The sequence below is a fragment of the Paraburkholderia sp. D1E genome, assembly GCF_052682275.1.
Genome location: NZ_JBQYMB010000001.1, coordinates 1,515,734 through 1,529,036 on the forward strand (window position 1 = coordinate 1,515,734; position 13,303 = coordinate 1,529,036).

At 59.1% G+C, this 13,303-nt stretch carries 8 protein-coding genes, 1 tRNA gene and 1 pseudogene; 9 read left to right on the plus strand and 1 reads right to left on the minus strand.

Annotated features, from left to right (window positions below):
• Positions 1-113 precede the first annotated feature (113 nt).
• The 9 genes and pseudogenes from ACUN0E_RS07050 (at position 114) to ACUN0E_RS07090 (ending at position 11,325) form a co-directional block, all read left to right on the plus strand.
• On the plus strand, positions 114-1,331 hold the full coding sequence (locus ACUN0E_RS07050; RefSeq protein WP_408520204.1) for a BaiN/RdsA family NAD(P)/FAD-dependent oxidoreductase: 1,218 nt from the start codon (positions 114-116) through the stop codon (positions 1,329-1,331).
• A 68-nt stretch (positions 1,332-1,399) separates the two neighbouring features.
• Positions 1,400-1,625, plus strand: a pseudogene (gene rpsU, locus ACUN0E_RS07055) (30S ribosomal protein S21).
• A 249-nt stretch (positions 1,626-1,874) separates the two neighbouring features.
• On the plus strand, positions 1,875-2,321 hold the full coding sequence (locus ACUN0E_RS07060; RefSeq protein WP_408230939.1) for a GatB/YqeY domain-containing protein: 447 nt from the start codon (positions 1,875-1,877) through the stop codon (positions 2,319-2,321).
• 78 nt (positions 2,322-2,399) lie between these two features.
• Entirely contained in the window at positions 2,400-4,268 is a 1,869-nt protein-coding gene (gene dnaG / locus ACUN0E_RS07065; RefSeq protein WP_445566080.1) for a DNA primase, read from the plus strand.
• A gap of 93 nt (positions 4,269-4,361) precedes the next feature.
• Positions 4,362-6,752, plus strand: a complete 2,391-nt coding sequence (gene rpoD / locus ACUN0E_RS07070) for an RNA polymerase sigma factor RpoD (protein ID WP_408230933.1) — start codon at positions 4,362-4,364, stop codon at positions 6,750-6,752.
• 153 nt (positions 6,753-6,905) lie between these two features.
• A tRNA-Ile gene (locus tag ACUN0E_RS07075) sits at positions 6,906-6,993 on the plus strand.
• A gap of 1,375 nt (positions 6,994-8,368) precedes the next feature.
• Complete coding sequence (locus ACUN0E_RS07080) at positions 8,369-9,532, plus strand: porin (protein WP_445566081.1); 1,164 nt, start codon at positions 8,369-8,371, stop codon at positions 9,530-9,532.
• 91 nt (positions 9,533-9,623) lie between these two features.
• Positions 9,624-10,706 carry an IS630 family transposase gene (locus ACUN0E_RS07085; protein ID WP_445565654.1) on the plus strand — a complete coding sequence of 361 codons (1,083 nt, stop codon included), beginning with the start codon at positions 9,624-9,626 and terminating at the stop codon, positions 10,704-10,706.
• Positions 10,707-10,971: 265 nt separating this feature from the next.
• Positions 10,972-11,325: a transposase gene (locus ACUN0E_RS07090; RefSeq protein WP_445566082.1), complete on the plus strand. Its 354-nt coding sequence runs from the start codon at positions 10,972-10,974 to the stop codon at positions 11,323-11,325.
• A 161-nt stretch (positions 11,326-11,486) separates the two neighbouring features.
• Here ACUN0E_RS07090 and ACUN0E_RS07095 read toward each other — a convergent pair whose 3' ends face one another.
• Positions 11,487-13,046 carry a methyl-accepting chemotaxis protein gene (locus ACUN0E_RS07095; RefSeq protein WP_445566083.1) on the minus strand — a complete coding sequence of 520 codons (1,560 nt, stop codon included), beginning with the start codon at positions 13,044-13,046 and terminating at the stop codon, positions 11,487-11,489.
• Positions 13,047-13,303 lie beyond the last annotated feature (257 nt).

A 13,303-nucleotide genomic window follows, 5' to 3' on the forward strand; every position in this document is an offset into this window, starting at 1 on the left:
GTTGGAAGGGGCGCTCGAGCGAAGACATCGCGGCGCCCAAAATTGAAAAGGCAAGCCTGAAAGTATAGCAGCGCAGGCAAGGGGCCGCAGGCGCGCAGGTACAATGCGGCCCCATGGAATCCTTCGATATCGCAGTGATCGGCGCGGGCGCGGCCGGCATGATGTGCGCGGCCGTGGCCGGGCAACTCGGCCGCCGGGTGGTGCTGATCGATCACTCGCAGCGCCTCGCGGAGAAAATCCGCATTTCCGGCGGCGGCCGGTGCAACTTCACGAATCTATACGCCGGGCCGGCCAATTATCTGTCGGCTAACCCCCACTTTTGCCGCTCGGCGCTCGCGCGCTATACGCCGCGTGACTTCATGGCGTTGCTCAAGCGCCATCACGTGACGTGGCACGAGAAGCACAAGGGGCAGCTGTTCTGCGATCAGTCGAGCGACGCGGTCATCAATGTGCTGAAGAACGAATGCGATGCGGGCCGGATTGCGTGGCGCACGCCGCTCGCGGTCGAGCAGGTTCGCAACGATGCCGAAGGACGGTTCACACTGGACACCCACTCGGGCCCGATCACGGCCCGCGCGATCGTGGTGGCGACCGGCGGCCTGTCGATCCCCAAGATCGGCGCCACCGATTTCGCCTACCGCCTCGCCAAGCAATTCGGCCACAAGCTCATCGACACCCGTCCCGCCCTGGTTCCGCTGACTTTCGCCCCGGCCGACTGGGAGCCGTTCTCGGCGCTCTCCGGCGTGTCGCTCGAGGTGCAACTGACGACCGGCAACAAAAAGACCGGCGCCGAGTTCAACGAAGACCTGCTGCTCACGCACCGCGGCCTGTCGGGCCCGGGCGTTCTGCAGATTTCAAGCTACTGGCAACCTGGCGAGCCGATTCACGTCAATCTGCTGCCCGGGCAGGACGCCACGACCGCCTTGCTGGAAGCCAAAACCGGCACAAAGCGCCAGATCGCCAATCTGCTCTCGGAATGGGTGCCACAACGGCTTGCCCACGTCTGGCTGGAAACCCACGAGATTCCTGCTGAAGCCCGAGTGGCCGATCTGCCGGACAAGACGCTGCGCCGCGTCGGCGAAGCCTTGTCGCGCTGGACGCTCACCCCAAACGGCACCGAAGGCTACCGCAAGGCCGAAGTCACGCGCGGCGGTATCGACACACGCGACCTGTCGTCGGCGACGATGATGAGCGCCCGCACGCCGGGTTTGTACTTCATCGGCGAAGCGGTCGACGTGACTGGCTGGCTCGGCGGCTACAATTTCCAATGGGCGTGGGCCTCCGGCGTGGCGGCCGGCCAGGCGGCCGCGGAGTACGTTCTAGGGGCTTGACGGCGCATTAGCTTTGTGAGAAAGCTCTGCTATAATCCTGAACCTTTACGAAGTTCCGTTATTGAAAAATGACGACCCTCCTCGTAAAAGACAGCGAGCCGTCTGAAGTTGTCATGCGGCGCTTCGAGCGCAGGATGGAGAAAAACGGGTTGCCGACGGAACTGCGCGCCCGTGAGTTTTACGGAAAGGTTTTACGAAAAGCCTACGGCTGAGCGCAAGCGCAAGAAGGCGGCTGCGGTTAAGCGTCATTTCAAGCGTCTGCGTAGCCAGATGCTGCCAAAGAAGTTCTACTGATTCTGGCGTTGCCGCGGTTCCCGTCGAACGGAGCGGCGACATCCAACCGGTGAGGGCACAGCAGGTGCCGTCACGGAAAATACGGCCCTTCGGGCCAGCCGGCAGGGTCGCATCCACTACGCACATTGCGCCAACCCGCTTGAGGAAGCAGTCCCAAGCGGGCGTTTGTGTTGGATTCGGCGCATTGATGCAGCGTATTGGTGCGGTTAGCCGGCCGGTTTTTAAATCTTCAACACGTTCAGGTGAGTGATGAGTCTCAAGGACCAGATCAACGACGATATGAAAGCTGCCATGCGGGCGCGTGAGACCGAGCGTCTCGGCACGATCCGCCTGCTGCTCGCCGCGGTCAAGCAACGCGAAGTCGACGAACGCATCACCCTTGACGACACGGCGATCACCGTCGTCATCGACAAGATGATCAAGCAGCGCAAAGACTCGATCAGCCAGTTCGAAGCCGCTGGCCGCACGGATCTAGCCGACAAGGAAAAGGCCGAACTGGCTATCCTGTCCGCCTATATGCCGGCGCAGATGTCCGAGGCGGAGATCGTTGCCGAAGTTCAGGCCGCGGTTGCGCAAACTGGGGCTGCCGGCCCGCAGGACATGGGCAAGGTGATGGGCGTGCTCAAGCCGAAACTGGCCGGCCGCGCCGACATGACCGCTGTCTCGGCGCAAGTCAAAGCCGCGCTCGCGAAGTAATTTCCGTATTTCCGGTCTGCGCGCGCCGTTGTTCGACGGCGCGCGCAGCCTTGAGCTTTTTAGGTAGCGTCATTCACTGTGATTCCACCGTCATTCCTGCAGGACCTGCTCAACCGCGTCGATATCGTCGACGTGGTCGGCCGGTATGTGCAGTTGAAAAAGGGCGGCGCGAACTTCATGGGGCTGTGCCCGTTTCACAACGAGAAAAGCCCTTCGTTTACGGTTAGTCCGACTAAGCAGTTCTATCACTGCTTCGGCTGTGGCGCGCATGGTACGGCTATCGGATTCCTGATGGAGCACGTCGGCTCCACATTTCCAGAGGCGGTCAACGAGCTTGCGCAATCGGTTGGTTTGACCGTGCCGAACGAGCCTTCGCCGGGATACGGCGGCGGTGGTTCCGGCGGGTATTCGCCGGCCGCGTCCAAGGCCGTCACCACGGCGCTATTCGATGTCATGCAGACCGCTTGCGATTTTTACCGAAAACAGCTGCGCGGCGCGCCGGTCGCGATCCAGTATCTGAAGAAACGTGGCCTGACCGGTGAGATCGCCGCCCGCTTCGGCCTTGGTTATGCACCGGACGGTTGGCAGAACCTCGAGCCCGCATTCCCCAACTATCGGGATGACGCGCTGGTCGAATCAGGTCTTGTGATCGTCAGCGAAAAGTCGGATGCGCAAGGTCAGAACCGCCGATACGACCGCTTTCGCGAGCGGATCATGTTCCCGATCCGCAATGTGAAAGGGCAGGTGATCGGCTTCGGTGGCCGTGTGCTGGACGGCGGTGAGCCGAAATATTTGAATTCGCCGGAAACGCCTCTATTTAACAAAGGCAGCGAGCTGTACGGGCTGTTCGAGGCACGTCTGGCGATTCGCGAACAGCATTACGTGCTGGTGGTCGAAGGCTACATGGACGTGGTTGCGCTGGCCCAATTGGGGTTCCAGAATGGAGTGGCCACGCTCGGCACGGCTTGCACGCCGATTCATGTGCAGAAACTGATGCGTCAGACCGATACGGTCATCTTCAGTTTCGACGGCGATTCCGCTGGGCGCCGCGCTGCGCGCCGTGCGCTGGATGCCTGCCTGCCGCACGCGGCGGACAACCGGACCATCCGGTTCCTGTTTTTGCCGTCCGAGCACGATCCGGACAGCTATGTGCGCGAATTCGGCACCGAGGCGTTCGCCGAACAGGTCGAGCGCGCCATGCCGCTGTCGCAGTTCATGTTGAACGAGGTGTTGGCCGGCAAGGAGCTAGATCAGCCGGAAGGCCGGGCCCGCGCGCTGTTCGACGCGAAACCCCTGCTGCAGCAATTGCCGGCCAATGCGCTGCGCGCGCAGATCATGCATATGTTTGCCGATCGGCTCGATGTGCCGTTCGACGAAGTGGCCGCGTTATGCGAAGTCGACGCCCGGATTGCCGCAGCCACCCGTTCGGCACCGGCCCGGAAAGACCGGCGCAGTGTGACCGGGATCGAAGAAAAAACGCTGCGCAATCTGGTGATGTATCCGCGGACGGTGGCGGTGCTCGACGAGGAAGCCGAACAGGCGCTTCTGAGCGTCACGCGGCACGGCGAACTGTTCGAGGAAGTGACGACACATGCGCGCGCGCTGGGCGATTCGGCGGAGTTTCAGTTGCTGTCCGACCTATTGCGAAACGGCGCAAATGCCCCAACTTTCGAGGAAATCTTTCGCAAAATTCTAGACTATGATGAAAACGTCCGGGATTTACTGCTGAAGGACCCGGAGGATGCGACCGTCATCGAGGAGCGGCGCGAGCAGGAACGGATCGTCGGAGAGGAACTGCAAGCGGCGATTCTGAAGATGCGATACGACGCTTACTGCGATCGTCTCGAGCAGCTTTCGCGGCAATCCCGGCACACGCCGGAGGAGTTTGCGGAGCTGACGGGCCTGAATCAGAAGCGGGCTGAGATGAAGCGCCAGCTCGGGCTGTAAGCAGGATGGCAGAAACCTGAGTGCTATAATTAAAGGTTTCCAGCGGTTTGTTTTTTCAATGGTTTTCCTAGCAAAGGCGAAAAGGCGATTGCGATGGCAAAGACACCAGGCGGAAAAAAAGCGACAGGCACAGGTTCGAACGAGCCGACCAGAAAGGTCACCGAGGCCAAGTTAGCTTCCTCCCCCAGAAAAACGTCTGCCGCAAGCGTCGCACCTGCTGCCGGGAAGAAATCCTCGACCACTTCCGCTGCGCGAGCGGAGCTGGTCAGGGCGGCGAAAGCTGTACCACCACCGGCCACAAAACGGTCGGGTGTCAGAAGCGCAAGGGAAGCGCCTGCCGCGCAGGACGATGCGGTAGAGCGCGAGACTCCAGTATCCACGGTTCAACCGGCTGTTGTCCAACAGCCGCGAGTCGAGACTACAGCCGGTACGACGAACTCCATGACGAAAAAGCTGAACGAAACACCCGTCGATGACGACGCAACCCAAAGCGAAGAAACCCCTGCGGCCGTTCCCGGCAAGGTGGAAAAGGTCAAGGCTCGCGATCGTCGTGCAAAGGAAAAAGCGCTGCTGAAAGACGCGTTCGCGTCATCGCAGCCGGGCACCGTCGAGGAACTCGAAGAGCGCCGCGCCAAACTGCGCGCGCTGATCAAGCTCGGCAAGGAGCGCGGCTTCCTCACGTACGCGGAAATCAACGACCACCTCCCGGACAACTTCACCGAGACCGAGGCGATCGAAGGCATCATCAGCACGTTCAATGACATGGGCGTGGCGGTGTACGAGCAGGCGCCGGATGCTGAAACGCTGCTGTTGAACGACAATGCACCCGCCGCTTCGTCGGACGACGAAGTGGAAGAGGAGGCGGAAGTCGCGCTCTCTACCGTCGACTCCGAATTCGGCCGCACCACCGACCCGGTCCGCATGTACATGCGTGAAATGGGTACGGTCGAGCTGCTCACGCGCGAAGGCGAAATCGAAATCGCAAAGCGGATCGAAGACGGCCTCAAGCACATGGTGATGGCCATCTCGGCGTGCCCGACCACGATCGCCGACATTCTGGCAATGGCCGAGCGCGTCGCGAACGAGGAAATCCGTATCGACGAACTGGTCGACGGCCTGATCGACGCCAACGCGGAAGATGCGGACGGCTTCTCCGCGCAGGAAGCGGAAGCGATCGAGAGCGAAGACGAGGAAGCCGAGGAAGAGGACACGGAAGACGAGGAAGAAGACGACGGCACGGCGCAAGCCACGGCCAACGCAGCGCAGATGGAAGCGCTCAAGCGTGCGTCCCTCGAGAAGTTCGCCATGATCAGCGAATGGTTCGACAAGATGCGTCGCGCGTTCGAGAAGGAAGGCTACAAGTCCAAGTCGTATCTGAAGGCGCAGGAAACGATCCAGAACGAACTGATGACGATCCGCTTTACCGCGCGGACCGTCGAGCGTCTGTGCGACACGTTGCGTGCGCAGGTGGACGAAGTGCGTCAGGTCGAGCGTCAGATCCTGCATACGGTGGTCGACAAGTGCGGCATGCCGCGTGCGGAATTCATCGCGCGTTTCCCGGGCAGCGAAACGGATCTGGAGTGGGCCGACAAGATCGTCGCCGAAGGTCATGGGTATAGCGCAATCCTCACGCGTAATATTCCGGCCATTCAGGAACAGCAGCAGCGCCTGCTCGATTTGCAGGCGCGCGTTGTACTGCCGCTGAAGGACCTGAAGGAAACCAACCGTCAGATGGCGGCCGGCGAACTGAAGGCGCGTCAGGCAAAGCGCGAAATGACCGAGGCGAACTTGCGCCTCGTGATCTCGATTGCGAAGAAGTACACGAACCGTGGTCTGCAGTTCCTCGACCTGATTCAGGAAGGCAACATCGGCCTGATGAAGGCGGTGGACAAGTTCGAATATCGTCGTGGCTACAAGTTTTCCACGTATGCAACGTGGTGGATTCGTCAGGCCATCACGCGTTCGATTGCCGACCAGGCGCGCACGATCCGGATTCCGGTTCACATGATCGAGACGATCAACAAGATGAACCGCATCTCGCGTCAGATCTTGCAGGAAACCGGTCTCGAGCCGGATCCGGCAACGCTGGCCGAGAAGATGGAAATGCCGGAAGACAAGATCCGCAAGATCATGAAGATCGCGAAGGAGCCGATCTCGATGGAAACGCCGATCGGTGACGACGACGATTCGCATCTGGGCGACTTCATCGAAGATACGAACACGGTTGCGCCGGCCGACGCTGCTTTGCACGCCAGCATGCGCGATGTTGTGAAGGACGTGCTCGACTCGCTGACGCCGCGCGAAGCGAAGGTGCTGCGCATGCGTTTCGGTATCGAGATGAGCACCGATCACACGCTCGAAGAAGTCGGTAAGCAGTTCGACGTGACGCGAGAACGGATCCGTCAGATCGAGGCGAAGGCGCTGCGCAAGCTGCGTCATCCGAGCCGTTCCGACAAGCTGAAGTCGTTCCTCGAAGGGAATTGACCGAAGCTGGCGGTTCGTGGGAAATGATGTAGCGGTTTGAGGGGGCCTCCCGGTTGTTTCGCTTGGGCGTTGCGGTTGCGAAGGCCCCTTTTTCGTGTAGTATGTCGGCCAATCAACGAATTGGCCCGGCCTTCATGACCGGGTCTTTTTCTTGGGCCGGACGCCGTGCTGGTTGCAGGCAGCGGACTCATAATCCGCCTCCGAAAGGACACCGTCGGTTCGACTCCGACCCGGCCCACCATAGTTGCGAAAAAGGGTTCCGAGTTTTCGGAACCCTTTTTGTTTTGCGGGGAGAATCCAATATCAGATGCGGCGATATGTCACTTCCGCTGCGCTATTAATCTGGTTGAGTTGATTCTGGCTCAGTTTGCTGGAAAGACTCTGGCAGCAACCTTGGGCGGCTTAAACGAAGTTCAAGATCCATCCTCTTTGGTTCAGGCACGCGTATTAAGCGCCGCATTCCCTCGCGGCAACATCGCGATTTGCTTCATTCATCATCGCGGCAAAAATCCCCACAATCCAATCGTTTCCTTCCGTCGTTCAAGCGTATCTGGATTATGTGCAGTGACGGACCTTCCTGGCGATATGGCGGGCAGTGCGTCGGCTCTCGCTCAATGCTTCGTCGGCCCCGCGACGAGCCATAAGGTCAGCGACCAGGAAGTAGGGAAACTCCGTGTAAAAAAGCGCACGGCTGTGCCGTTAAATGAATACGGAAGGCTGTTCGATGTATGCCGTCCGCTTTCAGCACGGGTCTTTGTCACGCGGCGGTCGGCGCCGCAGTTCACCTCCGGGCAACGCCCGTGCTGAAGGCTTCACTTATTCCGCAGCGCGAGTTCTGTGGAACAAGCGCTCTGCCGGCAAAGCAGCAGCCAGGATTCATAAACCGCCTCACGGTGGTTTTTTCTGGGGCCATTCATTCCGGTCGCGTTGCTCGCTATGGTGCGAAGCACGCCGACCGAGAGCACGACGGGACGGCGGTCAAGGGGATCTCAAGAGAAGGGCCGGCATCGAGCCAAGCCACTGTATCGAACCTTGAATGCCGTGTTCTCTGGATAAAGCCATGCGGCAATTCGTCACTCTCTTTAATTCACAGCTAATCCAGAGATTCGCTATACACAGTGTATTTAGCGCGCTAAATCGACGACCGTATTGAATCAATTAAGTTCCAACTTTTCTTAAATAAATTTACGCCACGTCGAATGGTGTCTATCGCAATTGCCTGATTTTCGGGCAATCAGACGTCTCTCATTTTTTAAACGTTCCGACCCGATTACGTCATTCATATTAAATGCTGTTGCATACGCACAACTTTAATATTGAGATGTTGCCAATAACTTCTGTCCAGAGCAGGCGTGGCGTAGTCCTGATTTTGCGATAAATGTCTGAAAAACAAAGACTTAATAGCTGTGCCGATTTGATTGTTGCGGATTCTGAAAAATCCTGTTGTGTAAATTGCCGACGTCGCTACTAGGGTGTCCCCCTACACTCACGCTTCGTTCAAAGGGTGCCCGGCTGATCCGGAAACGGTTCGGCAAACAGGGCGGCAGCGAGTGATGGTTGCGCTGCTGAGGCAGGTTCCGCTCCCCGCGTAAATTTATCGAACTGGAGTCCCACGCATGAAAAAGAGTCTCATTGTTGTTGCGGTTGCCGCATCGTTCGCTTCCGTCGCTCACGCACAAAGCAGCGTGACCCTGTATGGTCTGCTGGACGCGGGCCTGACGTACACCAGCAATGTCGCCCCCGCCAATGGCGTCGGCCACGGCAACGCAAAGTGGGCAGCAGGTAGCGGCGGCATCAACCAAAGCATGTTCGGTCTGCGCGGTTCGGAAGATCTGGGCGGCGGTCTGAAGGCAATCTTCACGTTGGAAAGCGGCTTCAACATCAACAACGGCAAGTTCGCTAATAACAACGGCATGTTCAACCGTCAAGCGTTTGTCGGTCTGTCGAGCGCGCAATACGGTACGGTCACGCTGGGCCGTCAATACGACGCAGCTCAAGACTACCTGGCACCGCTGACCGCAACGGGCAGCTGGGGCGGTACGTACTTCGCTCACCCGTTCAACAACGACAACCTGAGCACGAACGGCGGCTACTCGGTTAACAACTCGATCAAGTACTCGAGCGCTAACTACGCTGGCTTCACGTTCGGCGGCACGTACGGCTTCTCGAACCAGGCTGGCGCATTCGCAAACAACCGCGAATACAGCGTTGGTGCTGCATACCAGTTCCAAGGTCTGCGTTTGGGTGCTGCTTACGCACAGCAGAACAATCCGGCTGCAAACGCGTCGGGCGCTTCGGATGGCGTGTTGGCTAACACCTCGGGCGTTATCACGGGCAACTTCCGTCAACGTGAGTTCGGCGCAGCTGCTTCGTACTCGTTCGGCCCGGCTACCGTCGGTGCTGCATTCACGCAGTCGCGTATCGACAACCTGGTTGGCGCAGCAGTTGGCCAACGTCAAGGTCGTTCGAATAACTACGAAGTCAACGGTAAGTACAACCTGACGCCGGCTATGTCGCTGGGCGTTGCTTACACGTTCACGGACGCAAAGGGCTACGGCGTCAATGCTGACGGCAACGACATGAAGACCCGTTACCATCAGATCGGCCTGCAAGCTGACTACTCGCTGTCGCGTCGTACGGACGTCTACGCTCAAGCCGTGTACCAGCACGCAATGGGTGACGGCGGTGTTGCTTCGATCTACAGCGGCGACAACACGCAACTGCCGTCGTCGTCGAAGAACCAGACGGCTGCTACGGTCGGTCTGCGTCACCGCTTCTAAGCTTCAGTCGAAGCTAGTATTCTGTCCCAGAAATAACTTGTCGTAAATTTCGATTGTTCTATGATCAAATCCGGGAGAACAGGAGGCGACCATGGGACGCAAGGGAATCGAGGTTGTGGTGTCGGAACTGGAACGAGAGCAATTGCTGTCAATGAGCCGCTCACGTTCGCTGCCTCATTCTCTGGTCCGTCGTGCAAAGATTGTTTTGATGGCGGCTGATGGCCATACGAGCCAGGAAATTGCGATGCAGTGCGAAGTGACGCCACCGGCGATCACACACTGGAAGAAGCGGTTTGTCGCGCACGGGCTTGCCGGCCTGCATGATGAAGCCCGCCCGGGCCGCCCGCGCACACATGACGATGAGGTGGTAGCGGAACTGCTCGCCAGGGTACTGCATGAGAAGCCGAACGGGGCGACGCACTGGAGCGTGCGTTCCGCTGCTGCGCAGACAGGGATTTCAAAGAGTTCGGTGGCCCGATATCTATCGCTGTTCGGTGTGCAGCCCCATCGTTCAAAGAGCTTCAAACTGTCTACCGATCCGTACTTCGTCGAGAAGGTGCGCGATATTGTCGGGCTGTACCTGAGCCCACCGATCAATGCCCTGGTGCTGTGCGTGGACGAGAAGAGCCAGTGCCAGGCGCTGGAGCGTACGCAGCCGATGTTGCCGATGGGGTTAGGCTATCTCGAAGGGGTGACGCATGATTACGTCCGGCATGGCACCACGACCCTGTTCGCTGCGCTCAACACTGCAACAGGGGAAGTCATTGCGCAATGCAAGCCGCGCCACCGGCATCAGGAATTTCTGGCGTTTCTCAGGCATATTGACCTGGCGGTGCCGGCCAATCTCGATGTGCATCTGATTGTCGATAACTATGCGACACACAAGCATCCGAAGGTCAAGGCATGGCTGGCCAGGCACACGCGCTACCACATGCATTTCACGCCGACCTACTCGAGCTGGCTCAATCAGGTTGAACGCTGGTTTGGCCTGATTACGCAGCAGGCGATCCGTCGAGGGTCGTTCAGGAACGTGCGCCAACTCATTGCCGACATCGAGCGTTACATCGAGCAATACAACGAGCACAAGCGGGCTTTCGTCTGGACCGCGACAGCCGATTCCATTCTCCGGAAAGTGGCTCGGTTATGCAAAGTTATTTCTGGGACAGAATACTAGTTGTTGTAGAAAAAGGTGCCGTTCGCGGCACCTTTTTTTATGGGCGCGTGGATAGTAGGTCACCACTTTCATTGCGCACTAATCCATTGGTGCAAAAATTCACAGGCGCAAAAACGTATTGCGATTTCTGACAATTGCGCACACAGGTCTGACAATAATTGACTTTCGCGAAAGCGAGCTTCGGGTAGTCTGAAACGGTTGAGTTATAGACACTATTTTTCGCGGCGACGCTAGCACGTGTGCTGCAGGTGCGCGTTCCTACTGCATGAATACTTCCGCTTCAAACCCACTGGCTCGCTCGCCAGCCATTCAGGATCTCACCGACGAGCAATGGCATCGCATCGTGCCGCTCCTGCCTGAAATGAAAGACCATGGACCCCGGCGCGGCCGTCCCAGCATCGACATCCGTTGCGTGGTGAATAGCGTGCTCTGGGTGCTGCACACGGGCAAACCGTGGCACGCGATGCCCGACCGCTATGCGCCTTATCAGACCGCGCATCGCTACTATCTGCGCTGGAAGAATTCAGGTGTGCTGGCCAACATCGCTTTCACGCTGTTCAACACCGATGCAATGCTCGCGCGGCCTGCCACTCGCAGAAGCGACCCGCGCACTGCGTAGCAGGCTCAGGACTGTTTCGACATCGCAAGAAAGGACCGTCACCGGTAACGGGTGTGAACTGCACGCCAAAGGAGTGGATCAGTGTCCAGCTTTTGGAGTGCAGTTTAACGTCGGTCATTTTTAACCCGTTGGGCTATCAGCAGCGCAGGTGCGCTGCTCAATCACGCGTGTTGTTCGACCTTGAACACTGCAATCGCATTTCGCAGACGTTCGGTCTGCTCATCGAGTGAACCTGCCGCGGCCGCTGCCTGCTCGACTAGCGCGGCATTGCGCTGTGTCACGTCGTCCATCTGGCGGATCGCGAGATTGACTTCGCCGATGCCCGAGCTCTGCTCTTTCGAGGCCGCCGAGATCTCGTTCATGATCGCGGTCACGCGGCGCACGGCGTCGACTACCTCGCCGATCGTGCTGCCGGCCTTGCCCGCCAGCGCCGAGCCTTCGCCGACCTGCGCGACGGACTGATTGATCAGCACCTTGATCTCTTTGGCCGCCGTCGCGCTACGCTGCGCAAGATTGCGTACCTCGCCCGCGACGACCGCGAAGCCGCGGCCTTCTTCACCGGCGCGCGCCGCTTCCACCGCTGCGTTCAGCGCCAGGATATTGGTCTGAAACGCAATGCCTTCGATCACGCTGATGATCTCGCCGATCTTGTGTGAACTATCAGTGATGCCGGCCATTTTCTCGACGACGTCGTTGACGACCTGGCCGCCGCGCGCAGCGATATTCGATGCATCCGCCGCGAGGTCCGACGCGGTCGCCGCGTTGTCGGCGTTCTGCGTGACGGTCTTGGTGAGCTCGTCCATGCTGGCGGCGGTTTGCTCCAACGAAGCCGCCTGTTCTTCGGTGCGGCTCGACAGATCCAGGTTGCCCGCGGCAATCTCTTTCGAGGCGACTGTGATCGTCTCGGCGGAGGTCTTGATCCGCGCGACGGTCGCAGCGAGTTGGTTGCGCATCTCGCGCAGCGAGGACAGCAGACTTGAGCTGTCGTCGCGATGCAGGTCAATGCGAGTGGCGAGATCGCCGCGAGCGATCTGCATTGCAATCGCCGCCGCCGTGGAGGGCTCTCCGCCGATCGAGCGCGATACGTTGCGTACCACGCGCGAGGCTACGAACGACACCAGCACGACCAATAGCACCAGCATGCCGGCCGAGCGTTCGAGGGTTGCGTAGAACTGCGCCTGGATGTCGTCCATATAGGCCCCGGCGATAAAGTCCCAGTTCCACGGGCCGAAGCGTTTCACATAGCCGATTTTTTCGCTCGGCGCCGTTTCACCGGGTTTGGGCCACCAGTAGCGCAGATAGCCTGCGCCGCCCGCCGAGCCGCCTGCCTGCGCGATGTCGTGATACAGCGCGTTGCCTTTGGCGTCGCGAAAGCCGCTCATGTCCTTGCCGTTCAGCTTTGGACTGATTGGATGAGCAACCATCACCGAATCGCTGCGCACGATCGTCACGTAGCCCGATGTGCCGTAGCGTTGCGCGTTGACGCGGGCGATGGCTTGCTGCTTGGCCTCGTTGACCGAGAGCTTGCCCGTGTCGGCCTGCTTCGCATAGTCCGCGACGATCGATACGGCCATGTCGGTGACGTCGGCCAGATCCGCGCGCCGTGCGTCCATTTGGGCGTTTCTCGCATCGAACGCATTCACAACGGTAACGATCAGGAGCGCCGCCCAGCAAAGCAGTATCGGCACCCACAATTTCTGTTTCAGTGTCAGACGGTTCATTATCGGTTTCGACAATACGTTGAACTCGGAATAGGGAGGATCTGCAATCTGCGTTGCATAGTCGGCATAACGGCCGTTGCCGCGGATTCTTTATTCGGGCGTCCCAAATTCCTGCCTGGAACGCGAACGTCCGGCCTGAGGCAGCCGATGAAAAGCGGGAAACGTGGAGGAAAATCGGGGAAAGTGGGGCCAAACCCGTAGAAAATCACAGGAAACCGCGGACAGACTGCAACAGGCCGCCGGGCGCACGCGTTTGC